Here is a 24880-nt window from a genome sequence, read left to right as displayed (position 1 = left end):
TCACGACTTTCTAATAGAATCTTGCGGATAATGCGCACGCGCACCTCCAATTAACTTTGGACGACTAGCCAGTGCCGTTACGTGGGCATGGCCAATCTCTCTCAAAAGAGGGCGAATCGGAACCTGAACATGCTTGACATGCATGCCAATTGCAGTGTCTCCAATATCCAATCCAGCATGAGCCTTGATAAATTCAACCTCAACTGGATCTTTCATAAACTTGAAGGCTGCCAACTGACCTGAACCTCCTGCATGAAGGGTAGGAAGGACACTGACGATTTCCAGACCAAACTGCTCTGCCACTTGACGTTCAACAACGAGGGCCCGATTGACATGTTCACAACCTTGAACAGCTAGATGAACTCCTTTTTCCTCTAAGATATCTAGAATGGTTTTCACAATGATTTCCCCAACTTCTTGGCTGGATTCCTTGCCAATCTGACCACCTATCACTTCACTAGAAGAAAGGCCCAAAACAAAGATAGATCCTTGCTTCAAATTAGCCTTTTCTAATACATCTTTTACAATCTGGCTTGTTTCTCTTTGAATGTCTTTTTCCTTCATACTTGATACCTCTTTTGTCATTATCTATCATATCGTTTTTTCCTGTTTTTAGCAAGATAGACAACCTGAAAACCTTACTCCAACCTGCATAAAACTCCCAGAATTGACTGGGAGTTAGCTAGTTTCTATTCTATTTATGTATATTTTAACTGTCGTTCCTTTTTTGAGGGCAGAATCAATCTTCATCTGGTAATCTTCTCCAAAATGAAGTTTGAGCCGTTGGTCAACATTTTGAAGACCAACTCCCCCACGTTTGAGTTGACTTTGACTACTATCGCCAGCAACTTGGAAGCCAACGCCATCATCCTCAATGCGGATGACCAAGCCCGAATCCTGTTTCTGGACAGAAACTCTAATATGGCCCTGACCTTCCTTTTCCTTAATGCCATGGTAAAGAGCATTTTCTACAAGGGGTTGTAGGACCAGCTTAGGCAAGACTAGATTATCAAAGGCAGGATTTTCATCAATTTCATAGTCTAACTTATCTCCATAGCGTTGTTTTTGGATAAAGAGGTACTGGCGGACATGATTGATTTCGTCAGAGAGACAAATCAAGTCCTTGCCTTGATTGAGCGCTAAGCGGAAATAAGTCGCTAAGGACTTAGTCACCTGAACCACACGCTGACTATCCTGAAATTCAGCCATCCAGATGATGGTGTCCAAGGTGTTATAGAGGAAATGCGGATTAATCTGGCTCGACAGTGCTTGAAGTTCATACTGACGAGTCGTTTCTTCCTGCTTACGAATAGCTACCATCAGCTGATCAATCTGATCCAGCATGGCATTAAATTGGCGAGTCACTTCTCTCAGTTCATGAGCACCAGTTTCCTTGGCACGAAGATTCTGATTACCAGAAGCAATCTCCAGCATGGTTTCTCTCAAGTCATTCAGAGGAGCAATCCAGCGTTTAAGACTAAGCCACACCAAGCAGAGACAGGCAAGAAGAGATGTGAAACTGGCTCCAAGCAAGGTCCACATGAGTTGACTCCTAACCTGGTCTAACTTCTCCAACGAAGACACACCAAGCACCGTCCAATCAGTTCCAGCAATCTTTTCCTGACTGACGTAGGATTTGTGATCTGGAGTATAGCCCTGACCTGTCTCAATATAGGGTTTCATGCCCTCCATTTCGCTAGACGAACTATAAACTGTATGTTGAGGATGGTAGACAAATTCATGATTTTCATTGATGATAAAGGCAAAGCCCTGCTGACCCAACTGAAGCTGGTTGAGATAGGCTTCCAGAGTTTCGTAGGAAATATCCAAACGAAGCACGCCCAGATTAGCTCCCTTTGCATCAACAAGTTCTTGAGTGACAGAAATGACCCATTGACTGTCCGATTTACGAGCTGGAGTCAAAACTGGCTTAGCCCCCTGATGAATGGCCTTTTGGTACCAGTCCTCAGACATCATATCTGAGGAGGTTTTCATCTGCACACTGTCATCTGTAGAAATAACTTGGCCTGATTTGGTGACCAGAACTACCGTTTTCAAGTCTTGGTCTGCCTTCAAGATAGTCAAAAATAGATCTCTAATTCCCTTGGCCTTGTCTTGACTGGGATTCTCAGCATAGGATAAAACATCTGCCTGCTGGGTCAAACTAGTCGAGGTGGTTTCTAATTTTTTGATATAAGACTGGATAAAGTGGCTAGTCTGACTGATAGTCGTTTGGCTATTGCCTTCAATGGTGGCCTCAATGGCTGAAGAACTAGATTGATAGTAGAAAGTCCCAACCACAGCTAAGAGAATGAGAAAGACCAGAAAGATGGAAATAACCATTCTGACTAGGAGAGAAGAACGCTTCATCGACCTTCTCCCTTCTTAAACTGACGAGGCGTCACACCTGCAATCTGCTTAAAGCGTTGGGTAAAATAGTTCATATCTTCAAAACCAACCTTTTCTGCAATCTCATAAATCTTTAAATCTGTTGTCAAAAGCAAGAGCTTGGCTTGTTTAACACGTTCTCTCACCAGATAATCCTGAAAAGGCAAGCCCAACTCTTTCTTAATCAAAGAACTCAGATAAGTCGGACTAAAACCCAAGTCACTGGCTAAAGACTTTAAACCAAACTGGCTATCAGCCAGATGAGACTGGATTTTCTGGGCAATATTTCCTTCAAACTTATCAGTCAATAAATCTTGTAACTGCTCTTCCTTTTCTTCCTTATCCAACTTTTGCTTGATTTTCCCCAACATTTCCTCAATATCCTGACGAGAAAAGGGCTTGAGCAGGTAGTCATCCACACCTAGTTTGACAGCAGACAAGGCATAATCAAAATCATCGTAACCTGTTAAAAAGACCAAATGCACCTGAGGATGGATTTCTCGGACCAGACTGGCTAACTGGATGCCATTTAGCTGAGGCATGTTGATATCGGTTAAAATGATATCTGGCACCTGCTTTTGTATCAATTCCCAAGCCTGTCTTCCATTTTCAGCCTGACCGATGATTTCCATATCGTAGGCTGCTACATTGACCAACTTGGTCAAGCCTTGTCTTACCAGATATTCATCTTCTACGATTAAGATTGTGTAGGTCATGCTTCTCTCCTTTGTCACTTACTAGTATCAGTATAGCAAAATTCTCCTCTAACTGCTTAGGAAAGCTCTCTTAATCAACATAATCTAGTAAATAAGCATAGCCTTTTTCTTCCATTTGGTCTTTGGGAATAAAGCCGATAGAGAGACTATTGATACAGTAGCGCAAGCCGCCCTTGTCCTGTGGACCGTCCGTAAAGACATGCCCAAGGTGAGAATCTCCCACTCGACTCCGCACTTCCATGCGTGTCATATTGTAGGACTTATCTTCCTTGTAGGTAGCAACATCTGGGCTGATGGGCTGGGTGAAACTAGGCCAACCACAACCAGACTCAAACTTATCCTTTGATGAAAAGAGGGGTTCGCCAGTTGCCACATCCACATAGATACCCGATTCAAATTTATCCCAGTAGCGGTTTGAAAAAGCTCGCTCTGTTTGATTTTTCTGTGTAACTGCATACTCCTCAGGCGACAAGGTCTTTTTCAATTCCTCATCACTTGGTTTGGGATATTTGCTGGCATCGATGACGGGATAGGCTGCCTGGTTGACATTGATATGGCAGTAGCCATTTGGATTTTTCTTGAGATAGTCTTGGTGGTAATCCTCTGCCACTACAAAATTCTTCAAGGTTTCCTTTTCAACTGCTAGAGGTTGATCGTATTTCTTAGCCACCTCATCAAAGACTTGGTTAATCACCTCTAAATCCTTGTCATCTGTGTAATAAACACCAGTACGGTACTGGGTTCCCACATCATTTCCTTGTTTATTTTTGCTAGTTGGATTAATAATGCGGAAATAATGAAGCAGGATTTCTTTGAGGGAAATTTGATTAGCATCATAGGTAACATGGACAGTCTCTGCATGTCCTGTTTGGTTAATCAATTCGTACTTGGTTGTTTCCCCTCTACCATTTGCATAACCTGATACGGCATCTGTCACACCGGGAACGCGTGAGAAGTATTCCTCAACTCCCCAGAAACATCCCCCAGCTAGATAAATTTCGTGCAAGTCTGCATCTTTACTAATTTCTGTTTTTTTCACTGTTTTTCCTCCTTGGCTAACTGATGCCTTCTCAATTTGCGAGCTATCTGTCTGCCCTGCATTTCGCATCAATAGAAAATAGAAACCGGTTATGGCTAGGAAAAATATCCCTGCCAAGACAAACAATTTTACTTTATCATTCATGGCCTTTCGCTACCCCATTTCTTTCAATTCTTTTAAAATCATATCCTTATCCATAAAACCTGGTTGTGTTTTGACCAGTTTTCCTTCCTTGTCTATAAAGGCTTGAGTTGGGTAAGAACGAACACCATAACTTTCCAAAAGTTTTCCTGATGGGTCAATTAGAACTGGAATATTTTTATAATCCAAGCCCTTGTACCAGTTCTTAAAGTCTGCTTCTGCTTGTTCACCTTTGTGTCCAGGAGAGACCACTGTCAAGACCACATAGTCATCTCCAGCTTCTTTAGCGATTTCATCGGTATCTGGAAGACTGGCTAGACAGATGGAACACCAAGAAGCCCAGAATTTGAGATAGACTTTCTTGCCCTTGTAATCAGACAAGCGGTATGTCTTGCCATCTACTCCCGTCAGTTCGAAATCAGCAACTGCCTGACCTTTAGTCGCAGTTTGCGCACTGACTTGTTCTGTTTTTGTTTGCTCCTTCATAGTAGATTCGTCTGACATATTTTTAGCCGAACAGGCTGCTAAGCAACAGATTGAGCCGACTCCAAGGAGACATGTTTGCCATTTTTTCATTTTTTCTTCCTCTCTATTCAAATAATGTAGTCAAAATGGAAGCATTCCCCAAAAGCACCAAGATTCCCATCACGATAATGAGGAAACCACCCACTTTTTTGAGGGTTCCGAGATAAGGATGGAGTTTTCGGAAATGTTTCAAAACATAGCTAGAGGCAAGAGCTAGAGCCAAAAATGGTAGCGCCAAGCCCAACGTGTAAATCAACATGAGACCAGCTCCCTGCCAAGCTCCTGAACCACCTGAAGCCGCCAAGACCAAAACAGAGCCAAGAACCGGCCCCACACAAGGCGTCCAAGCAAAACTAAAGATCAAACCCAGTAAAAATGCCTGACTATAGCCCTTACCCTTTTGCCCCTGTCTCTGTAATTGTAACCTTCTTTCCTTGTAAAGTCCCTGAAAATGTAAGACTTCCATCTGGTGCAAGCCCAAGAGAATGATGACCGCACCCGTCACATACTGAAACCAAGAAGCATACAGCAAATTGCCTAAAAAACCAGCACCATAACCCAGTAAGATGAAGATAAAGGATATCCCTGCTATAAAGGCCAGAGTTCGCAATAAACTGACAACTGAGATTGAAAATTTGCCACTAGAAGCCTGAGCACCATCTTTGTCATCCAACAAGACCCCTGCATAGACTGGCAACAAGGGTAAGATACAAGGAGAAAAGAAGGAAAGAATTCCAGCAAGAAAAACACTGATAAAAAAGATTATATTATCCATTGCCTTCCTCCATTCTTTGATTTGATAGGACTATTATAGCCCCAAAACTCCAGAAAAAACAGGGACAATGATAGGGAAAAATAGGAATTTAATCAGGTTATGTAAAAACTGTTGCAAAAAAAGCCAGACACAGTCTGACTTCGATGGAAACTGAAAAGAAAATTCAACATTCTTCCCTACTTATCTGATAATAAATAAGATCCGCAAGATAGCCTTTTCTCTCTACACCATTAACAATGGTTTGTAGATAGGACATCCCTGCTTTCTCCATGACACGACCTGAAGCTGGATTGAGACTGGCATAACGTGCCTTGACTTTTTGAAATCCTACTTGAGTGAAACAAAAGTCCAAGATAGCTTTTAAGGCCTCTGTCATCATACCATATCCCCAGTAAGCCTTGCCTAACACATAGCCAATTTCACAAGAAGAATTATTCTCATCTATTGCAACGATGCTGATATCTCCTATCACTTGCTCTGGATTTTCTTTGAGACAAATAGCCCATTTGTAATAGTTGGGATTAGCATAGGAGGCAACCCAATTACGAATCGAGTTTCGAGTCACCTCGACATCAGAATGAGGATCCCAAGTGACATAGGTCAGATTCTCAGCGGATGAAGCCCAATTTTGAAACATAGCTTCTGCATCACTTTCCACAAATCTTCGCAAGATTAAACGTTCTGTCTGTAACATTTTCGTACCGATTGCTTTCATGATGCTGCCTCGCTTTCTGATATATGATTTCTATTCAATCTCCATTTAGATTTGCTTTGCTTTTGAATTTCAAGGTAATACGCTAAAAAGGTCCCCCGGACCTTCTCTCACTTTCTTATTTCAATGTGAGAGGCTGAAAACCTCCACTGGAGGTTTTCACTCCCAAAAGTCATCAAAGACAGTGATGGGTAGGTGGCGTTTGTGTTGGCCTTTGTGCCACCAGTTTTCGATTCTTGCTTGAGCTTCTGGGCTGATTATTTTGCCTTCTAGGTAGTCGTCAATCTCTGCATAGGTGACTCCAAGTGCGACTTCGTCAGCCAGACCTGGTTTATCTTCTTCTAGGTCTGCTGTTGGGATTTTTTCATAAAGGGCTGGATCTGCACCAAGTTCCTGCAAGAGTTGTTTTCCTTGACGCTTATTGAGGCGGTAAAGAGGGAGAATATCTGCACCCCCGTCACCATACTTGGTAAAGAAACCTGTGATATTTTCCGCAGCATGGTCTGTTCCAATGACCGCTCCTCTATGGGAACCAGCAAGGGCATACTGAGCAATCATACGGCAACGAGCCTTGATATTGCCCTTGTTGAAGTCTGAAACAGGACTACCTGTCGCTTCAACTGCAGTTGTCATGGCATCAGCTGATTCCTTGATATTAACTACCAAGCTAACATCTGGCTGGATGAAGGCTAAGGCTTTTTGAGCATCTGCTTCATCAGCTTGCACTCCATAAGGCAGACGGACAGCGATAAATTTGTAGCTGTCATCGCCCGTTTCTGCTCGCAGTTCTTCCATAGCTAGTTGGGCTAAACGTCCTGCTAAGGTTGAGTCTTGTCCTCCAGAAATCCCTAGTACAAAAGTTTTAAGGAAGGGGTGTTTTTTCAAGTATCTTTTTAAGAAATCAATGGAACGACGGATTTCTGCCTGAGCATCAATCACCGGTTTGACACCCAGCTCTTGGATAATCGTTTCTTGCAAACTCATTCTTCTTCTCCTTCACCAAGGGCTTCCTTACGCATTTTGTCAATCAAGTCCATCTTATCTTGCCATACATCACGCGCCAAATCCACTGGATAATGCTGAGGATTGAGCACGCGCTTGTACTCATCCCAAAGCTTGTCGAATTCCTTACGAGCATAATCCTGAATCTCAGTCAAGCTAGGCAGGTTGTAAATCAATTTTCCGTCTTTGAAGATATCCACTAAGAGAGGAACGGCATCAAAATTACGAACGGTCTTCTTGATGTAAGTATAAGTCGGATGGAACATCTTGATTTCTGTCATACTAGCGACATCCACACCGTCATAAGTAATGTAGTCACCTTCTGACTTACCTTTTTCACGACTGGTAATGCGCCACACCTGCTTCTTACCTGGCGTAGACACTTTTTCAGCATTATTTGACAGCTTGATGGTATTGCGCATCTGACCATTTTCATCTTCTATCGCAACAATCTTGTAAACTGCCCCAAGAGCTGGCTGATCATAGGCTGTAATCAGCTTGGTACCCACACCCCAGACATCAATCTTGGCCTTTTGCATCTTGAGGTTGAGGATAGTATTTTCATCTAGATCATTAGAAGCATAAATCTTAGCTTCTGTAAAGCCAGCCTCGTCCAGTTGCTGACGGACTTTTTTGGAAATGTAGGCAATATCCCCAGAGTCAATCCGCACACCCATAAAGTTAATCTGGTCTCCTAGCTCACGCGCCACCTGAATGGCAGCTGGAACTCCGATGCGAAGGGTATCATAGGTATCCACAAGAAAGACGCAATTTTTGTGGGTCGCAGCATAAGCCTTGAAAGCCTCATAGTCGTTACCATAAACCTGTACCAAGGCATGGGCATGAGTCCCCAAGACAGGAATGTCAAAGAGTTTACCCGCACGCACGTTACTAGTTCCATTAGCGCCACCAATCACCGCTGCGCGTGTTCCCCAGATAGCCGCATCCATTTCTTGAGCCCGACGTGTCCCAAATTCCATCAAGGGTTCATCTTCGATAACCGAGCGAATACGAGCTGCCTTAGTAGCCACCAAGGTCTGGTAGTTGACGATGTTCAAAAGAGCCGTTTCCACCAATTGACATTGGGCTAGAGGACCTTCCACCTGCACAATAGGCTCATTAGCAAAAACCAAGTCCCCTTCTTGGGCAGAACGAACGGTCAACTCCAACTTAAAATTGCGGAGATAGTCCAAAAATGCCCCATGATAGCCTAGCGACTCCAAATAGGCAATATCACTATCTGAAAAACGCAGGTCTTCAAGATAACTCACAATTCTTTCCAAACCTGCAAAAACCGCATAGCCATTCTTAAAAGGCTGCTGGCGGAAATACACCTCAAAGACCGCCTTTTTATTGTGAATCCCTTGGTCAAAGTAAACCTGCATCATGTTAATCTGATACAAGTCCGTGTGCAATGTCAAACTATCATCTGGATACATACTTTTCCTACTTCCTTAGCTAGAAACCCATGAAAATTTTCAAGAACTTTCATGTGTTCCAATAAATTAGTACTATTATATCACATTTTATCTGGATTGAGAAAAGAGTAACAAGCTATTCTCCACTCTCCAGTTCATCCATGTCTTGCTCAAATTTTTTCTGAGCCCATTCGCCATAGCTCTTCAGACCGAGATTACCGATAAAAACCCAAGGAAGATAAATGACATAAGTAATGACCCAAGCAGACAGGTATTTAACGTTCAAAGGATTGTGCTGATAAATTTCTATATTGAATTGATAATTCTGCAACATCAAAAGAGCCGTAATAGCCAAGGTTAGGAAAAAACAACCCAAAATCGTAAAATGAAAACGACTATAGTAGGTCACTCCCAGATAACGGGCACGATTGAAAAAGAAGAAAATTCCTACTATCAGAGTATAGACTAGAAAATTCGGATTAAACAGAGAGGGAGCTAATACAGCCACCAAATAGCTTAGAAGCACAAGCCCAATGAAGAGGGTAAAGGATTCCGCTCCAGCTTTATTGATTAGTTGTTCTTCTCTTTCGTCAAGTAATTGATAATGAATAAATTTATTTACCATCTTCTTCCTCCCAAAATAGTTGGTCTAAAGTTTTTCCTAAGCATCTGCAAATAGACTGGCAAAGGGAGAGACTAGGATTGTATTTCCCTGCTTCTATCAAGCCTATAGTCTGGCGCGTCACCCCCACAGCCTCTGCCAGTTGACCTTGTGTTAAATCAAGCTCTATCCGAGCTAATTTTAATTTTAAATTTTTAGCCACCTGCGTCCTCCTTATAGTTTTAATACTCATCTACTCTTAAAAAATTCAAAACCAACACAAGATGTCAGCTATTTATTATAACCTCATTAATTAGAACTCCAATATTATCTTCAGCATAAAATCAGTATGTTGGATTGTTTGAAATAAACTTCCTAGTTTACTATTTGATTTTTTGTTTAGCATTAACTTTAGTAAGGTCTTTTAAACGAGTTTTGATTGCTTGTATTTCTTATTTAGTTGATTTCATATCACTATTATATAATGCTTTTGGAAATGAGTCTAGCATAAGACAAAAACGTGTACACAACAAGAGCAGGAGCATAGCAAGATGACTGATTTTTTTACTAGATTTTAAGTCTGCAAAATAATACTAAACGAAACTAAAATGAATACTCCTTGCTTTTCTTGAGAGTGAAAAAATACAATAAAATGATTGTAGTGATTACCACAAAATACTGACTAATAGACATCGTATTTGAAGCAACAAATACAGGTAAGGAATAAAAAGGAAGAAGTTCAATTGCTTTGATAAACAAATCATTACTAGTATTCGTCATAATCGTATTTAATATATTAGGGATAAAGAGTAGTAAAGCTACTAAAATACCAAATACTAAGCCACTTTTCAATTTGTATAAATAGAAAATGTAAGATAATAGAAAATAAAATAGGACTAACAAAATTGTATTGACTACAATGGCTGCTATAAAATCTAATCCTAAAGCACCTGGAACACCCAATTTACTTACGATGACTAGTAACACAATACCATTCAAAGCATAAATAATGGAAACTGAGATGGCATATAGAAAATTAGACAAGACGTAAATCATCCGATTTTTCTGTTGATTATAAAATAAACTGATCGTATTGTGGGAAAAATCCCTGCTAATAATTCGGTTAGCATGTATAACAGCCATTAACATACCGAGCATAGCATAAAAGTTTGAAATATGCTTAATACCAAGTGATGTCCCTTGAGTCTTTAGAATAAAGAATGTAACCAGTATCGGCGGTATAAACGAGATAATCAATCCGAGATATATTACGCCTGATGAATATAAATCTCTTATATTTTCCTTAAGAAAATTCAATTTATTTAATTTCATGATTATAACCTTCCTTTACTTTGAACGATTTAGATAAATATCTTTAAGCGTCTCTTTTTTAGTTTCAAAATCAACTACTTTAATAGAGTTTTCGTTAAAAAATTTAAAAAGCTCACTACTTTGAATATTCCCAGACATAGTAATTCTCAGTCCCTCTTCCTGAACAATATCCCCAAATTCTTGTTTGGTAATGAAAATGTCTCTATCTGTAGCTGATGAAAAAGCTATCTCAAACAAGCAATTATGGCTATCTTTTCCTACTTTTTGGAATGTCAAAAGCCCGTTCTCCAAGAAAAGGACTCTCTCACAAATTTCTTCAATATCTTCTAATTTATGACTCGATATTAAAATTCCCACATTTTCATGTAAAGCTAAATTTTTTAGAATCGCTAAAACTATTTGTGATGATTCAATATCTAAACCATTAGTCGGTTCATCTAAAATCAATATATCAGGTTCCGTAACGAGAGTTAAAAGCAAAGCTAATTTTTGTTTTGTACCCAAAGAATAAGTCTTTACTTTTTTATTAATAGACTGAGTCAAATCTAACTCTTGGATCAAACTTCCAAATCTTTCTTGATTGTAGTCAACACCATATAAATTTGACAAATATTTTAAATTCTCAAAACCTGTTTTAGATAAAAATAATTTTGGTTCTTCGATTAAATAGCCAACATTATCACTGCTTATAATATTCCCTGAAGTCGGCTGATTATTCTGAACAAGAATTTTCATCAATGTACTCTTGCCAACTCCGTTTCTCCCTACTAGACCAACAATTTCACCCTTGTTAAGTGCAAAATTTATACCTTTGAGAATGATTGAATGACCATAATGCTTACTTACATTTATAACTTCCATTTTTTATTCCTCCATTAATATTCTTGGTTTCCTCTTTGATTCTCATTAATTTTAAAAAGTTGCGCCTCTTTTTAACAACATTATATCATATATCTAACTTAATGCAATATATAAATGTCATTTTGTAAAATTTTATTAACAAAAAACTCTATACCACCTAAATGATAGAGAGTTTTCTGCTTATTCAATTTTTTTCAAAATATCGACGACATCACTTCTTTTCTTAACCTGATAGGACTTGATTCCCAATTTTGGGGCTGCGATTGTATTGTCCTCAATATCGTCTAGAAAGACACAATTTGTAGGATTTAACTGGTATTTATCGAGAATCCCCTTCATACTTATGTCAAGAACCCCTCTTTGCCTTATACTTTCATATTCACCTTACAAATCCTTTTGGTAATAATATCTTTGCCCAATGTAGGGATAGTCTTGTAACCTAAAGACTTCCTTGTAGCCATGCCTTTTATAAAAATCTGGAGCTTGAAACTGGTAGGTATTGACAAAAGCAAAACGACAGTTTCGATTCTTAGCTTCAGTTTCTGCTTGCTGCAATAGTTTTGAACCGATTTCTTGCCCTCGCAGTTCCTCTTTTACAAATAAATACTCGATTTCTAGCCAATTTCCAAAAGTCTCTGCTATCAAACCTGCCAGGAGATTACCCTTTTCATCTTCGACATAAAGATTAAGTGGCTCACTTTCAGCCTCTTCTCTTTTTGAACGATTATAAGCACGAATCAGATTCCCTATTTCTTGCGCTTTCTGAGACTCCTTGTTTTCCAATCTAAAGTACATCTAAACCTCCTTGAAAACTGTTACAGCTTGATTATAGTCTTATTTCAAAAGACTGTCAAACTAGCAAAAACCCACCAACCTGAGTTGATGAGTCCTTAATCTATTTTCTAAATTTCCACTGGCTGTAAATCCCAAAACCGATAATCCAGATAGCTGAGCCGACTGCTCCTACAAATGTAGACTCTTGTAAAAAGAGGGTTACAAAGACAAAGGCAAAGAAGAGCATGGTTAAAGGATTTAGGAAACGATAATGGGGCATGAGATAGCCATCCGCCATAAAGTCTGGTGACTTGCGGTATTTAAGGTGAGCCACCATAATCAAGATATAAATAGCGATATAGACACCTGATGATGATGCTGTAATCAAGGCAAAGGCATCGGAAACACCTGGCAAGATGTTAATAAAGGCTGCTAAGGCAATCAAGATTGCTGAAGCAATGATAGCATTTTGTGGCACGTTATGGCGAGAAAGAGTATCTGCCTTGATAGCTTTTAAGAATGGATTTGGCGAATCATGGGCAATCTGATACAAATGACGACCTGTTGAGTAGAGAGTTGAGTTAAGAGCAGATGCCGCTGATGTCAAAACGACGAAGTTAATCAAGGCTGCCGCCCACTTGATACCGGCTAACTCAAATACTGTAACAAAGGGAGAATCAGCCGATGCAAGTTCACGCCATGGAATGATAGCCATGATGGCTAAGAGGGCACCTCCATAGAAAAATGCGATACGCAAAGGAATTTCCTTAACAGCTTTTGGCAAGACCTGACGTGGATTTTTGGTTTCAGAAGTTGTTACCCCGATAAACTCAATCATGAGGTAAGCAAAGAACACCATCTGGAAGGCCATGACAAAGTTCACTCCACCGTTAGGGAAGAGGGAGAAATTGTCGGCAATATTAGCTAAACTTGCTACTCCATGAGGTGTTTTAAAGCCTGTCAAGACCATAAAGGCTCCTGTTGCAATCATGGCTAAAATAGCCACAATCTTGACCATAGCAAACCAAAACTCAACTTCCCCAAAGAGCTTCACCGCAATCAAATTGACCAAGGCTAGAATGGTCAAAAATCCAATCTCAATCATCCAGCTTGGCCAGCTAGGGAACCAAAACTGAACATAGTGAGAGATAGCAGTTATTTCCGCCATACCGATAAAGACAACGGATAGCCAGTAAGACCAGACTGAGAAATAGCCCCAGCCCTTACCCAAATGGCGCGTGATAAAGTTGATAAAGGTATGTTGCTCAGGGTCTTGGTAGAGCATTTCCCCAACCGCACGCATCATGAGGAACATGAAAGCACCAGTAATCATATAAATCAGTACAATGGAAGGACCTGTTAAGCTAATAGAGCGACCTGCTCCCAAAAAGAGTCCTGTTCCGATTGTTCCGGCGATGGCCATAACTTGCACGTGACGATTAGTTAAACCACGCTCCATCTTATTTTTTTTCTTCTTTGAACTCATATAGTCTCCAATTCAATTTAAAATGGAAAAAGGAGTGAGTGAAGCGCATTGCCTCCCCACTCCTTTTTTCTGTTTTTAGGCTGTTTTTTCAACCTTTAAGATTTTTACATCATAGCTACCAACAGGTGTTTCAATAGTTGCTGTATCACCTGTTTTCTTACCAATCAAAGCTTGTCCAATTGGACTTTCATTTGAAACCTTACCTGCAAAAGCATCTGCACCAGCTGAACCTACGATAATATAAACTTCTTCTTCGTCTTCACCAATTTCTTGGATAGTGACTGTTTTACCAATCGCTACTTCATCTTGAGCAACTGAGTCGCTATTGACGATTTCAGCATAACGGATTTTTGTTTCCAAGCTAGAGATTTGTCCTTCGACAAAAGCTTGTTCATCCTTAGCTGCTTCGTACTCACTGTTTTCAGAAAGGTCACCGTATGAACGAGCAATCTTAATGCGTTCTACCACTTCTGGACGGCGGACCAATTTCAATTCTTCTAATTCTTTTTCAAGTTTTTCCTTTTCCGCAAGGGTCATAGGATATGTTTTTTCTGCCATTTTTCTCAACTTTCTTCTGATGATATTTTCTAACTAAAATTATGTGAAGCATCACATAATTTTAGTTTGTTTGGTTTAATTTGCTGTTGACATGTTCAGCGACATTACGATCATGTTCTTCTTTATTGCTAGCATAGTAGACCTTACCATCTGTCACATCTGCAACAAAGTAAAGGTTCTCACTCTTAGTCTGATTGATACTTGACTCGATAGCATCCAAGCTTGGACTATCTACTGGACCAGGCATGAGGCCTAGATTTGTATAAACATTGTATGGTGAATTAATCGATGTATCGATTCCAGCATCGTCGGCAAGACTAATCTTCTGACCAAGTTTGCCTTGGGCATACAAGATGGCAATATTGCTTTGAAGTGGCATACCAAGATTCAAGCGATTGTAGAATACACCTGCAATCAACTTACGGTCTTCCGTCTTAGCTCCTTCTTTTTCGACAAGTGAAGCAATGGTCAGCAATTCATTGACCGTCAAATTCTTAGACTTAATCGTACTGTAATGAGGTGCCAAAGTCTTGTCCATAGCTGCCAACATCTCATCAATCAAGCTTTCAACAGTTGTGCTTTCCTTGATAGAGTAAGTAGCTGGGAAGAGGAAACCTTCCAAACGGTAACGAGCCCCACTTTCCTTTGTAGGCAAGCTTTCAAGTAGACTCGGATATTTGGCAACTTCTTGACTGATAAAGCTATCATCTTGAACTTTTGCTAGGAAAGCATCCGCTGTCAAAGGCTCTTTGAAGTCACCTTGCAATTGACCTACAGCTTGTGCCATTTGATCAATCGTATAACCTTCTGGAATTGTCAAAGTCGCAAGGACAGGTTCTTGAGCTTCAGCTGTTCCACCTTTTTGTAGTTCGTGGATGATATCTTCTGTACTCATGCTCTTTTGCAAATTATAGTAACCTGATTTCAAGTCGGTATAATTTTTATACTTGGCATAAAAGCTAAAAATCAGACCGTGTTTAATCAAGCCGGCATCTTCAAGTGTCTTACCGATTTCTTGAACATTAGAGCCTTCTGGGATTTGAACCGTTACATATTGCTTAGAATCAGCATCAACAGGCTGTAAAGATGACTGAACATACTGATAACCGAAGTAAGCACCTGCTGAAATCAAACCTAAGAAAATAAGTAGAGAAATGAAGAAGGCCTTAAATCCTGATTTTTTCTTCTTAGTAGGCTGAACTGTCTCACGACGGCTACGACGTGGAGTTGCAGGCATTTCTTCTACAGCTTTCTTTTCCACTACTGGTTTTGAAGTAGGAACTTCTCTTTTTACCTCTCTCTGAGCTTCTGTCTTATAAGAAACAGCTACCCTTGTTGGGATTTCATTGTATTCTCTTTCAAATTTCTTAGGTCTAACAGGACTTGGTCTTGATCCACTTTCTTCCGCTGGAGTAGAAGGTCCTTCTTGACTCGGATGACTAGGAGCAAGTGGAGCTTGTCTTACAGCCTCTTCTGCGGGAGAAGAAGGCACATCTTGACTTGGATGGCTTGGAACAGTAAGAGTTTCTCTTTTTATCTCATCTGATGGAGAAGCCGGTAAATCTTGGCTTGGGTGAGTAGGCACGGTAGGAGCTTTTCTCATAATCTCCTCTACAGCTGATAGAGAATCTTCCATTAGCTCTTCTATCGACTGGTCATTTTTAGAAGAAAGTTGGGGTTTTATTGAAGCTAAATTAACTTCCTCCTGACCTTCTTCATGTTTTTTAACTCGTTCTAAATCTCGTAAAATCTGCTCTTTAAAGCTTAATTTTTCTTCTTCTCTTGACTTTTCACTCAAAAGTTTTTCCTCCTCGTTGACAATCCATAATATTATATCTTAAAAGTCTAGGAAAAGCAACCTATGATGCCTTGTCTTGCCTATTTTTTAGCTTGCCAGACCATATCATACCAAGTTTCCCCCGCAAAGATTGACTGGGACAAGCCTTCATTGACAAATCCATGTTTTTCATAGTAGGCGATGAGATAGTCATGACAGGTTAGGTTAATGCCTTCTCTCTTATCCTCAAGAGCAACTTCTTTCAGGGCTGTCAGCAATTTCTGACCCAGTCCGAGTCCCTGTGCTTCCTTGGCAATAGAGAGACAGGTCACAGAGATATAGCCACCAGTCTCATGACTATAGTCTTTTATGTCTTCTGTAAAAGACTGGTCTTGCAGATAGCGGTGAGGGGCAACTGGCCCTTCGATATAACCCATGATTCTACCTTCTTTTTCCGCAACCAGAAAAGAGGTCTGAATTTCTCGCAAATGTGCCTCAAAAACAGAGCGAGGAATGGCTTCTTCAATCGAGAAATTTTCTAGTTCAATCTCAACAATCCGATCCAAATCTTCTAATCTTGCTTTCCTAATTTCCATTGTGCCTCCAGATAAAAGGGATTAAACCAAATCATACTAAAACCCTGGCTAGTTGCATAAAGCGAAGTTTCTTCATCAATAAAACCGTTCATTTCAAAATAGGAAAGCAGCTCATCAGGACTCTCCAAACGAAGCCCTTTGTAATCCAGCTCAACTGCCACCTCTTTCAAGGCTGCAAGAAGAAGTGTTCCCAAGCCCTGTCTCTGATGGTCAGACTCGATGACTAACGAATGTATTTTTAGACATTGCGGATTGTCTGACTGAGGCCTTGATAGAATATAACCTAAAAGTTGATTTTCATCCCTAGCTAGAAGAAAGGTATCCGCACACTTACGGATACTTTCTTCTAAAATATGGGAAGGTTGCTGCTTTTCAGCTGGAAAAGACGAAGTTTGAATCGCCTCTATCTCAGCCAAATCAGACTTACTTGCCTGAATGATCTTAATTGGAATTTCCATGGGAACATCCTATTGAACATTGCTTGTCAAGTTAGACAAGAGACGCTCAAATGAGTATTCATAGGTTTGAATGTCTCCTGCTCCCATAAAGACATAGACAGCATTATCGTGGTCTAGGAGGGGAGAAACATTTTCAACAGTGATCACTTGGTGTTTTTTGTTGATTTTTTTGGCTAGGTCTTCTACCTTGACATCTCCATGGTCTACTTCACGAGCAGATCCATAGATTTGCGCTAGGTAAACAGCATCCGCTTGGTTCAAAGCGTGAGCAAAGTCGTCCAACAAGGCAATGGTTCTTGTAAAGGTATGCGGTTGGAAGATTGCTACGATTTCCTTGCTTGGGTATTTTTGACGAGCCGCATCCAAGGTCGCAATAATTTCTGTTGGATGGTGGGCAAAGTCATCGATAATCACTGTATCATTGACAATTTTCTCAGTGAAACGACGCTTAACACCGGCAAATGTTTTCAAGTGCTCACGCACCAAGTTCAAATCAAATCCTGCTGTGTAAAGAAGACCAATAACGGCTGTCGCATTCATGATATTGTGACGACCAAAGGTTGGGATGTGGAATTGACCTAATTCTTGTCCACGGAAATGAACTGTGAAGGTTGAACCAGTTGTAGAACGAAGAAGCTCACTAGCTACAAAGTCATTACCTTCTGCTTCAAAGCCATAATAATAAATTGGTGCATCAGACGTAATTTTACGCAATTCTGCATCTTCACCATAGACAAAAAGACCCTTGGTAATTTGTTTAGCATAGTCGTTAAAGGCATTGAAAACATCCTCGAGACTTGTGAAATAGTCTGGATGGTCAAAGTCAATGTTGGTAATAATAGAGTATTCTGGGTGATAAGGCATAAAGTGGCGCTCATATTCGTCAGATTCAAAGACAAAATATTTGGCATTGGCCGAACCACGACCGGTCCCATCCCCAATCAAGAAGCTAGTGTCTGTGATGTGAGACAAGACATGAGACAACATACCTGTCGTTGAAGTTTTTCCATGCGCTCCAGCTACTCCCATGCTAACAAAATCACGCATAAAGCTACCTAGAAACTCATGATAACGTTTGTAGCTGATACCATTTTGGTCCGCATAGGCAATTTCGACGTTGTTATCTGGACGAAAGGCATTTCCAGCGATAATTTCCATATCACCGTCTAGGTTCTTTTCATCAAAAGGAAGAATGGTAATGCCTGCCTGCTCAAGACCACGTTGAGTAAAGTAGTACTTTTCAACATCTGATCCCTGTACCTTATGCCCCATTTGGTGCAACATCAAGGCCAAGGCACTCATCCCTGATCCCTTAATTCCGATAAAATGATATGTCTTTGGCATGTTTTCTCCCCTATTCTGTAATTCTTGTCAGATTCAATTCTTGGGCAACCCGACGTTCTTGTTCTGTTTGTTTACTTTTTTTATTGTAGATTTGGCTCTTTTTCAGAAAATCATAGTTGTTTTTCTTTGGAGCAGGTACTGACACTTCTTCATTCTTGGTAGGGATAGAATGAACTTCTTCTGCCAAGATATAATGAGACTGGGTCAATTTTTGGCTATATTTGACAAATTCACCAGGATTTTCCTTTTGGAAAGGAGCTGTCGGTTGGTTGCCCTGTCTAAGAAGGCCTGATTTAGAATGACGTCTCGCACGGCTGAAATCCTGAGTTAGATAGTTAGCAGAGCGTTTCTTTTTCAAATCTGCACGCGCTTCTTCACGCGCCACCTCTGCATAGCTCTTTCCTTCTTTTTTAACTCCTAAAGGAGCCTTTTTAGGTTTCTCTACTTGCTTTTCAATCGGTTTTACTGGCACCTCTTCAGTAATAGGAGCCCATTCTAAATAATTTTTATCTCGATACTCACCCTTGATATTACTGATCAGATCAGACTCATCGTACAAGTTCATGACTGGCATTTCAGTCAACATGACCTCGTCATCTGACACCAATGGAAATCGTTCTTGTTTCATTTTCTATTTCCTTTCAACACTTCATTATAGCGTATTGTCTTGATTTTTCAAGTGCTGGCTTCAGAAATTCCCAAAATTTCTCTAATTTCTGCTAGGGTGAGACTGCCACGTGACTCTGTGCCATCCAATACTTGCGACACCAGATGTTTCTTTTGTTCTTGGAGTTCCTGGATTTTTTCTTCAATGGTTCCCTGGGTTACCAAGCGATAGACCTCAACCGTTTCTTCTTGTCCCATCCGATGGGCACGGCCAATAGCTTGCGCTTCCACTGCAGGATTCCACCAAAGGTCAACCAAGATAACCGTATCAGCACCTGTCAGGTTCAGTCCGACACCACCAGCCTTGAGGGAAATCAGAAAGGCATCTCTTTCCCCTTGGTTAAAGGCTTTGGTCATGTCTTGTCTTTCCTTTGCTGGGGTTGAACCCGTAATTTTAAAGGAAGTCAAGCCCAAGTCTGGCAATTCTTGTTCAATTTTCTCCAACATTCCCTTGAACTGCGAGAAAATCAAGACACGGTGTCCGCCGTCTGCCACCTGTACCAGCAGGTCACGGAGACTATCCAGTTTGCCACTGGCTCCCTGATAATCTTCCATAAAGAGGGCAGGAGTGTCACAGATTTGGCGCAAGCGCATCAAACCAGACAAGATTTCCACACGACTTCGCTGAAATTCCTGATCTGACACTTGAGCCAATCTATCTCTCATCTGTTGCAACTGGGCTAGGTAAATAGCCTTTTGCTGATCTTCCAGTTCATTTTTATAAACCACTTCGATTAAGTCTGGTAATTCGGTCAGAACTTCTTCTTTCTTGCGCCTCATAACAAAAGGCTTGATGAACTGAGCCACTCGCTCTGCTGGCAATTTCATAAATTCTTTCTTGCTTGGCAAGAGTCCTGGCATGACGATTTGGAAAATAGACCACAGCTCACCCAGATGGTTTTCAATAGGAGTTCCTGACAAGGCAAAGACCGACGGCACCACAAATTGTCTCAAGGTCTGAGCAATCTTGGTTTGGGCATTTTTCATAACCTGAGCTTCATCTAAGAAAAGAAAGTCAAAGGACATCCCCTGATAAAGCTCACTGTCCTGACGGAAGGTAGCATAACTCGTCACATAGATTTGATGGCTTTCAGCAAGAATCTCTTCACGACTAGCTTTCAAGCCATGAACAACAGCTACATCCAACTGTGGGGCAAACTTCTGAAATTCATCTGCCCAGTTGTAGATTAAACCTGACGGAGCTAAAATCAAAACCCGACTTTCTTTTGTCACTTGACTGGTCAAAAAAGCAATGGTCTGCAGGGTTTTACCCAATCCCATATCATCAGCCAAAATCCCACCAAAACCATAATGATGGAGCATTTGCAGCCAGCCGATTCCCTTTTCCTGATAATCTCGCAAATCAGCCTGGACCTGAGTTGCTTGTCGAGGAAAGTCCTCTGGATGCGTCAAATCCTGGGCCAGATTCTGGAATTCTTGTGAAAAAGAAACACGGTCTCGCCCTTCAAAAAGATGAGCTAAACTGTAGGCCAAGGATTTTCGAGCCTGTAAGGAGCCATCTTTTAACTCAAATTTCCCCAGTTCCTGTAGATTTTGGCGAATTTTCTTGGTTTCTTCATCAAAAAAGTAGACTTGATTAGACGAATCAATATAAAAATCCTTGTTGGCAACCAAGGCCTGCATGGCTTGGTCAATTTCCTCTTGGGCAATATCTTGAAAATCAAATTGGATTTCCAAGAGGCCTCCCTTAGAAGCAATCTGCACTTGAGGGCTTGCTAGGTTATAGAGTTCTTCTAACTTGTCTGATAAATCAACATTCCCGAGTTTTTCAAAGACTGGAATGATTTCGTGAAAGAAATGATAGACAGACTCTGCTTTTAAGGCCTGACGCCAAGATTGAAAGTCTGCTTCAAATCCAGCTGCCAAACCGACTTGGAAAACTCTTTCTTCTAAGTCAGCATCACTCGAAAATGGTAATTCTTCTAGCTCTTGTCGGCTAGATACCTGCTTATCTCCATAATCAAACTGAATTTCTAAACGAATCCGATTATCCTCTTCCCTATCAAAATAAAAAGAGGGTTCAAAAGTTTTGATTTGTAGACGTTCTGGAGCTGAAACGGTCCCCATCTGGCTAAAAAGAGTTAAACAAAAAGCCAATTTATCTCTATCACTGTTATCAAATTGCAGGTATTTCTTTCCATGTTGATCCAAAGGCAGCGCTTTGATTTCCTTGAGAAGGCGCATCTGCTGGTCTGTTAGAAAATAAATCTGTCCTTTATGGAAAAGCACAGCTCCCTGATAAAAGACATTGACCCTTGGACTCTCACTGATTTCCATTTCAAAATAATCCGAGTATGCTGTTACTGTAAAGGCAAATAGATTGGCATCCGCATGCAAATCCTGAAAAAGCAGAGTCTGGTAGCTATCCACTTGGTGATCAAACTGAAAATGAGGCAAGGTCATCAGTAAATTCACACCCTGCTCAAAAAAGGTCAGAGGAAAAAAGAGATGCCGACCCTGGTTTTGGAAAAAAAGGTCTGAAGCCTGTCCTTCCTCCACTAGTCCCCGCAAGAAAGTCAAAAGTTCTTGACTTTCCTCATTAAAGGCTTCCCAAGACAGAGATTCCTCATAAATCTTGCCAATCATATAAGACTTTCTCTGCTCGACAATCCTTAAAAAGAGTGGAATATCCCGAATGACGTAGTATTTTTGGCTATTGATTTGTCCAATTCTCAGCGTCCACAAGATATGATTGGTTCCTGCTTCCACCTGCCCCACTGCCGACAACTCATAGGAGCGGTCTGATTTTGGAGATAAGATTCGTTCTAAAAATTTGCCACCCAAGGTCACCTTGGTTTCAACGGCCTCTTTTTCTTCATGACCTTCTTCCAGATTCTGCAAGATTTCCTGACCACGCTCATCATTTTTCAAAAAATGCTCTAGCGCAGCCAAATGCACACAGTAGCCCCTCTTTTGGAAAAAATCACAGGCACAAAAAACTAAATCATCCTCTAAACTATAGCGCAGTTCTTCTTCTGCGACGCGAGCGTAGAGCCGATTGTTCTTTTCCTTGATGATGTCAACCTTACCAGTTTCATAAAGGGCAACGCCTTCGATACGGACTTTCCCCGGAATCAATTTAGCCATATTTTTACCTTTACCTTATCTTTTTATTATACCATATTTTCCCCTATGAAAATAGCCTTCTAGGAAGACTTTTCTCCTAGAAGGCTGGATTTTTAAAGTTTGGAAAAAGTGGTAACGATACGCTGACAAACTTCTTGCAACAGAGAGTTAGGCATGGCTACATTAAGGCGGGCATGGAGACTTCCTTCCTCTCCAAAATCCAAACCACGGTTGAGGATAACCTTGGCTTCATTTCTCAACAGCTCTTGCAATGTTTCATCAGTCAGGTCATAGGCTGAAAAATCAAGCCAAATCAAGTAGGTTCCTTGCGGTTTCATGACCTTGATGTTGGTTTCTTTTCTAAATAGATCCACCACATAATTGATGTGGTCTTCAAAGACTTGCTTGAGTTCCTCTAACCAATCCTTCCCATAGCGATAGGCAGCTTCTGTCGCCAAATAACCCAAACCTGAAATTTCATGCTGGTTATTGGCCAACTGGCGTTTCTGGTAAGCCAGTCTCAACTTAGGATTTTCAATGACTGCATAGGAATTTTTTGTCCCAGCAATATTAAATGTTTTAGTGGCACTGGTCAAGACGATAGCAAATTCTTTAAAGTCAGGGTTGACAGTATTGAAAGACTGGTGTTTGTGACCAAAGAGGGCCAAATCTTGGTGAATCTCATCTGAAACCAAGAAAACACCGTGTTTTTGGCAGAGTTGACCAATCTTCTCTAACACTTCTTTTTCCCAAACACGTCCACCAGGATTGTGAGGGTTGCAAAGAATATAGAGTTTGACCTCCTCATCCACCAAATCCTTTTCAATTTGATCAAAGTCAATCTCAAACAGACCATCCTTTTCCACTAAGGAATTAGTAATCAATCTACGATTATTCAACTTGACACTGCGAGCAAAGGGTGGGTAGACAGGCGTGTTAATTAAAACCGCCTCGCCTTCTTTTGTAAAGGCTTGAATAGCTGTTGAGATGGCTGGTACCACACCCTCGATAAAGACAAGAGACTCTTTGTCAAAGTGGTAGCCGTGTTGTGTGGCTTCCCACTTTTGAACTTCCTTAATTAACTCTTCACTGGCATAGGTATAGCCATAAACCAGTTGATCAGCGTAAGTCTGCACGGCTTGGCGGATTTCAGGCAAGACTACAAAGTCCATATCCGCTATCCAAGCTGGTAGGACTTCACTATCCGTTTCTGCCTCTTTCCATTTATAGGTATGGTGCCCTAAACGATTGGGCAGGCTTGTAAAATCATATTTTCCCATCTTTGTCTTATCCTTCCAAAGCTTGGCGCAAATCTGCAATCAAATCTCTAGCATCCTCAATCCCAATCGACAAACGCAAGAGGTCATCTGTCAAACCATAAGAATGGCGCACTTCTGCTGGAATATCAGCGTGAGTTTGCGTCGTTGGATAAGTAATGAGACTTTCCACCCCACCTAAACTTTCCGCAAAAGAGAAGACCTTGAGGCTGTTTAAAATGTGAGGAATGCGTGTTTCATCGGCTACTTTAAAGGAAATCATGCCCCCACGACCAGTGTAGAGAACTTCCTTAACTGCTGGAGAATCCTTCAAAAAGGCAACCACTTCTTGGGCGTTGGCTGTTGAGCGCTCCATACGAAGAGACAAGGTCTTGAGACCGCGAATCAATTGATAACTGTCAAATGGTGACAAGACTGCCCCTGTCGTATTGAGATTGTAGAAAAGCTTCTCGTATAGTTCTAAGCTATTGGTCACAACCACTCCAGCCAAGACATCATTGTGGCCTGCTAGATACTTGGTTGCTGAATGGAGAACCATATCCGCTCCATCTTCAATCGGACGTTGGTAGATAGGGCTGTAGAAGGTATTGTCCACCACCACTTTGGCACCCTTAGCATGAGCCAATTTTGCTAGTTTTTCGATATCAAATTCCAACATCAAAGGGTTGGTTGGAGTTTCGATATAGAGAACATCCACGTCCTTCTCCAACTCGGCAAGCAACTCTTCTTCTGTATTGGCATAGGTAAAATGGAAACGGCCTTCCTGCTCCACTTGATTGAACCAGCGGAAAGAACCACCGTAAAGGTCACGGACAGCCAAGACCTTACTTCCTACTGGAAAGACACTAAAGGCCAGTACAATAGCTGACATCCCTGAGCTAGTCGCTAGGGCATAGTCTGCGGACTCAATAGCCGCCAAGACTTCTTCCGCCTTACTACGAGTTGGATTTTTAGTGCGTGTATAGTCAAATCCAGTAGACTGACCAAACTCTGGGTGCTGATAAGTCGTCGAAAAATGAAGCGGTGTCACCAAAGCTCCCGTCGCTTCATCTGACTTAATACCCGCCTGGGCCAAAATTGTGTTAATGTGTAATTCCTTGCTCATACAATTCCTCCAAATCTATAGTAACTATTGTACCACTTATTTTCATCAACTCGTTTTCTTCTTTTCAAGAGCTAGTTATAGTTTCAAACTATAGACTTATACTCTTCGAAAATCTCTTCAAACCACGTCAGCGTCGCCTTACAGTAGGTATATGTTACTGACTTCGTTAGTTCTATCTGCAACCTCAAAACCGTGTTTTGAGCTGACTTCGTCAGTTCTATCCACAACCTCAAAACCGTGTT

The 24880-nt window shown here is 41.0% G+C and carries 25 protein-coding genes; all 25 read right to left on the bottom strand.

The features are described 5' to 3' along the window. The 25 genes from ADH54_RS10345 to ADH54_RS10230 all read right to left on the bottom strand — a co-directional run bounded on the left by ADH54_RS10345 (position 1) and on the right by ADH54_RS10230 (position 24638). Positions 1-564 (bottom strand): TIGR01440 family protein, encoded by a 564-nt coding sequence (locus ADH54_RS10345; protein ID WP_049525071.1) that lies wholly within the window; start codon positions 562-564, stop codon positions 1-3. Positions 565-678: 114 nt separating this feature from the next. After that, positions 679-2370, bottom strand: a complete 1692-nt coding sequence (locus ADH54_RS10340) for a cache domain-containing sensor histidine kinase (RefSeq protein WP_049525070.1) — start codon at positions 2368-2370, stop codon at positions 679-681. After that, positions 2367-3104: a response regulator transcription factor gene (locus ADH54_RS10335; protein ID WP_049525069.1), complete on the bottom strand. Its 738-nt coding sequence runs from the start codon at positions 3102-3104 to the stop codon at positions 2367-2369. Before ADH54_RS10335 ends, ADH54_RS10340 begins: the two co-directional genes overlap by 4 nt. Before the next feature lie 70 nt (positions 3105-3174). Next, the gene (gene msrB, locus ADH54_RS10330) at positions 3175-4287 is read right to left on the bottom strand and encodes a peptide-methionine (R)-S-oxide reductase MsrB (protein ID WP_049525068.1); all 1113 of its coding nucleotides are present in this window, start codon (positions 4285-4287) and stop codon (positions 3175-3177) included. A 9-nt stretch (positions 4288-4296) separates the two neighbouring features. Then, on the bottom strand, positions 4297-4860 hold the full coding sequence (locus ADH54_RS10325; protein WP_049525067.1) for a redoxin family protein: 564 nt from the start codon (positions 4858-4860) through the stop codon (positions 4297-4299). A gap of 13 nt (positions 4861-4873) precedes the next feature. Then, positions 4874-5584 carry a thiol-disulfide oxidoreductase-associated membrane protein CcdA2 gene (gene ccdA2 / locus ADH54_RS10320; RefSeq protein WP_049525066.1) on the bottom strand — a complete coding sequence of 237 codons (711 nt, stop codon included), beginning with the start codon at positions 5582-5584 and terminating at the stop codon, positions 4874-4876. A 163-nt stretch (positions 5585-5747) separates the two neighbouring features. Further along, positions 5748-6299, bottom strand: coding sequence for a GNAT family N-acetyltransferase (locus tag ADH54_RS10315; RefSeq protein WP_049525065.1), 552 nt, complete (start codon positions 6297-6299; stop codon positions 5748-5750). A gap of 156 nt (positions 6300-6455) precedes the next feature. Then, positions 6456-7280, bottom strand: a complete 825-nt coding sequence (gene nadE / locus ADH54_RS10310) for an ammonia-dependent NAD(+) synthetase (RefSeq protein ID WP_049525063.1) — start codon at positions 7278-7280, stop codon at positions 6456-6458. Beyond that, positions 7277-8737, bottom strand: coding sequence for a nicotinate phosphoribosyltransferase (locus ADH54_RS10305; RefSeq protein WP_049525062.1), 1461 nt, complete (start codon positions 8735-8737; stop codon positions 7277-7279). The genes nadE and ADH54_RS10305 overlap by 4 nt, the downstream gene beginning before the upstream one ends. Before the next feature lie 115 nt (positions 8738-8852). Beyond that, positions 8853-9341, bottom strand: coding sequence for a DUF6773 family protein (locus ADH54_RS10300; protein WP_049525061.1), 489 nt, complete (start codon positions 9339-9341; stop codon positions 8853-8855). Next, positions 9331-9540: a helix-turn-helix transcriptional regulator gene (locus ADH54_RS10295; RefSeq protein ID WP_049525060.1), complete on the bottom strand. Its 210-nt coding sequence runs from the start codon at positions 9538-9540 to the stop codon at positions 9331-9333. Before ADH54_RS10295 ends, ADH54_RS10300 begins: the two co-directional genes overlap by 11 nt. A gap of 380 nt (positions 9541-9920) precedes the next feature. After that, the gene (locus ADH54_RS10290; RefSeq protein ID WP_049525059.1) at positions 9921-10649 is read right to left on the bottom strand and encodes an ABC transporter permease; all 729 of its coding nucleotides are present in this window, start codon (positions 10647-10649) and stop codon (positions 9921-9923) included. 15 nt (positions 10650-10664) lie between these two features. Further along, positions 10665-11510 carry an ABC transporter ATP-binding protein gene (locus ADH54_RS10285; protein WP_080980862.1) on the bottom strand — a complete coding sequence of 282 codons (846 nt, stop codon included), beginning with the start codon at positions 11508-11510 and terminating at the stop codon, positions 10665-10667. A 180-nt stretch (positions 11511-11690) separates the two neighbouring features. After that, positions 11691-11849: a hypothetical protein gene (locus tag ADH54_RS12270; protein ID WP_080980861.1), complete on the bottom strand. Its 159-nt coding sequence runs from the start codon at positions 11847-11849 to the stop codon at positions 11691-11693. Positions 11850-11894: 45 nt separating this feature from the next. Continuing rightward, positions 11895-12305, bottom strand: a complete 411-nt coding sequence (locus ADH54_RS10280; RefSeq protein WP_080980860.1) for a GNAT family N-acetyltransferase — start codon at positions 12303-12305, stop codon at positions 11895-11897. Positions 12306-12405: 100 nt separating this feature from the next. Continuing rightward, the gene (locus tag ADH54_RS10275; RefSeq protein WP_049525057.1) at positions 12406-13770 is read right to left on the bottom strand and encodes an amino acid permease; all 1365 of its coding nucleotides are present in this window, start codon (positions 13768-13770) and stop codon (positions 12406-12408) included. A gap of 75 nt (positions 13771-13845) precedes the next feature. Beyond that, a complete protein-coding gene (gene greA / locus ADH54_RS10270; RefSeq protein WP_000818750.1) occupies positions 13846-14328 on the bottom strand; it encodes a transcription elongation factor GreA in 483 nt (160 codons plus the stop codon). Between the two features lie 61 nt (positions 14329-14389). Beyond that, on the bottom strand, positions 14390-16126 hold the full coding sequence (mltG, locus tag ADH54_RS10265) for an endolytic transglycosylase MltG (protein ID WP_049525056.1): 1737 nt from the start codon (positions 16124-16126) through the stop codon (positions 14390-14392). An 80-nt stretch (positions 16127-16206) separates the two neighbouring features. Further along, entirely contained in the window at positions 16207-16701 is a 495-nt protein-coding gene (locus ADH54_RS10260; protein WP_049525055.1) for a GNAT family N-acetyltransferase, read from the bottom strand. Further along, positions 16677-17159 carry a GNAT family N-acetyltransferase gene (locus ADH54_RS10255; RefSeq protein WP_049525054.1) on the bottom strand — a complete coding sequence of 161 codons (483 nt, stop codon included), beginning with the start codon at positions 17157-17159 and terminating at the stop codon, positions 16677-16679. Before ADH54_RS10255 ends, ADH54_RS10260 begins: the two co-directional genes overlap by 25 nt. Before the next feature lie 9 nt (positions 17160-17168). Continuing rightward, positions 17169-18503 (bottom strand): UDP-N-acetylmuramate--L-alanine ligase, encoded by a 1335-nt coding sequence (murC, locus tag ADH54_RS10250; RefSeq protein ID WP_049525053.1) that lies wholly within the window; start codon positions 18501-18503, stop codon positions 17169-17171. A gap of 10 nt (positions 18504-18513) precedes the next feature. Further along, positions 18514-19131 (bottom strand): hypothetical protein, encoded by a 618-nt coding sequence (locus ADH54_RS10245; RefSeq protein ID WP_049525052.1) that lies wholly within the window; start codon positions 19129-19131, stop codon positions 18514-18516. A 47-nt stretch (positions 19132-19178) separates the two neighbouring features. Then, positions 19179-22277 (bottom strand): DEAD/DEAH box helicase, encoded by a 3099-nt coding sequence (locus ADH54_RS10240; RefSeq protein ID WP_049525051.1) that lies wholly within the window; start codon positions 22275-22277, stop codon positions 19179-19181. A 92-nt stretch (positions 22278-22369) separates the two neighbouring features. Further along, complete coding sequence (locus ADH54_RS10235) at positions 22370-23536, bottom strand: PatB family C-S lyase (RefSeq protein ID WP_049525049.1); 1167 nt, start codon at positions 23534-23536, stop codon at positions 22370-22372. 7 nt (positions 23537-23543) lie between these two features. Continuing rightward, positions 23544-24638 carry a cystathionine gamma-synthase gene (locus ADH54_RS10230; RefSeq protein ID WP_049525048.1) on the bottom strand — a complete coding sequence of 365 codons (1095 nt, stop codon included), beginning with the start codon at positions 24636-24638 and terminating at the stop codon, positions 23544-23546. Between the last annotated feature and the right edge of the window lie 242 nt (positions 24639-24880).

Source organism: Streptococcus pseudopneumoniae, from assembly GCF_001072315.1.
GTDB classification, from domain to species: domain Bacteria; phylum Bacillota; class Bacilli; order Lactobacillales; family Streptococcaceae; genus Streptococcus; species Streptococcus pseudopneumoniae_R.
Note: the sequence above shows the minus strand (reverse complement) of the source record. Positions and strands in the feature narration are given on the sequence as shown.

What these genes read in the sequence shown, in the direction of transcription:
- ADH54_RS10345 (WP_049525071.1), bottom strand. Translation starts at nt 564, where the DNA reads ATGAAGGAAAAAGACATTCAAAGAGAAACAAGCCAGATTGTAAAAGAT.
- ADH54_RS10340 (WP_049525070.1), bottom strand. Translation starts at nt 2,370, where the DNA reads ATGAAGCGTTCTTCTCTCCTAGTCAGAATGGTTATTTCCATCTTTCTG.
- ADH54_RS10335 (WP_049525069.1), bottom strand. Translation starts at nt 3,104, where the DNA reads ATGACCTACACAATCTTAATCGTAGAAGATGAATATCTGGTAAGACAA.
- msrB (WP_049525068.1), bottom strand. Translation starts at nt 4,287, where the DNA reads ATGAATGATAAAGTAAAATTGTTTGTCTTGGCAGGGATATTTTTCCTA.
- ADH54_RS10325 (WP_049525067.1), bottom strand. Translation starts at nt 4,860, where the DNA reads ATGAAAAAATGGCAAACATGTCTCCTTGGAGTCGGCTCAATCTGTTGC.
- ccdA2 (WP_049525066.1), bottom strand. Translation starts at nt 5,584, where the DNA reads ATGGATAATATAATCTTTTTTATCAGTGTTTTTCTTGCTGGAATTCTT.
- ADH54_RS10315 (WP_049525065.1), bottom strand. Translation starts at nt 6,299, where the DNA reads ATGAAAGCAATCGGTACGAAAATGTTACAGACAGAACGTTTAATCTTG.
- nadE (WP_049525063.1), bottom strand. Translation starts at nt 7,280, where the DNA reads ATGAGTTTGCAAGAAACGATTATCCAAGAGCTGGGTGTCAAACCGGTG.
- ADH54_RS10305 (WP_049525062.1), bottom strand. Translation starts at nt 8,737, where the DNA reads ATGTATCCAGATGATAGTTTGACATTGCACACGGACTTGTATCAGATT.
- ADH54_RS10300 (WP_049525061.1), bottom strand. Translation starts at nt 9,341, where the DNA reads ATGGTAAATAAATTTATTCATTATCAATTACTTGACGAAAGAGAAGAA.
- ADH54_RS10290 (WP_049525059.1), bottom strand. Translation starts at nt 10,649, where the DNA reads ATGAAATTAAATAAATTGAATTTTCTTAAGGAAAATATAAGAGATTTA.
- ADH54_RS10285 (WP_080980862.1), bottom strand. Translation starts at nt 11,510, where the DNA reads ATGGAAGTTATAAATGTAAGTAAGCATTATGGTCATTCAATCATTCTC.
- ADH54_RS12270 (WP_080980861.1), bottom strand. Translation starts at nt 11,849, where the DNA reads ATGAAGGGGATTCTCGATAAATACCAGTTAAATCCTACAAATTGTGTC.
- ADH54_RS10280 (WP_080980860.1), bottom strand. Translation starts at nt 12,305, where the DNA reads ATGTACTTTAGATTGGAAAACAAGGAGTCTCAGAAAGCGCAAGAAATA.
- ADH54_RS10275 (WP_049525057.1), bottom strand. Translation starts at nt 13,770, where the DNA reads ATGAGTTCAAAGAAGAAAAAAAATAAGATGGAGCGTGGTTTAACTAAT.
- greA (WP_000818750.1), bottom strand. Translation starts at nt 14,328, where the DNA reads ATGGCAGAAAAAACATATCCTATGACCCTTGCGGAAAAGGAAAAACTT.
- ADH54_RS10260 (WP_049525055.1), bottom strand. Translation starts at nt 16,701, where the DNA reads ATGGAAATTAGGAAAGCAAGATTAGAAGATTTGGATCGGATTGTTGAG.
- ADH54_RS10255 (WP_049525054.1), bottom strand. Translation starts at nt 17,159, where the DNA reads ATGGAAATTCCAATTAAGATCATTCAGGCAAGTAAGTCTGATTTGGCT.
- murC (WP_049525053.1), bottom strand. Translation starts at nt 18,503, where the DNA reads ATGCCAAAGACATATCATTTTATCGGAATTAAGGGATCAGGGATGAGT.
- ADH54_RS10245 (WP_049525052.1), bottom strand. Translation starts at nt 19,131, where the DNA reads ATGAAACAAGAACGATTTCCATTGGTGTCAGATGACGAGGTCATGTTG.
- ADH54_RS10240 (WP_049525051.1), bottom strand. Translation starts at nt 22,277, where the DNA reads ATGGCTAAATTGATTCCGGGGAAAGTCCGTATCGAAGGCGTTGCCCTT.
- ADH54_RS10235 (WP_049525049.1), bottom strand. Translation starts at nt 23,536, where the DNA reads ATGGGAAAATATGATTTTACAAGCCTGCCCAATCGTTTAGGGCACCAT.
- ADH54_RS10230 (WP_049525048.1), bottom strand. Translation starts at nt 24,638, where the DNA reads ATGAGCAAGGAATTACACATTAACACAATTTTGGCCCAGGCGGGTATT.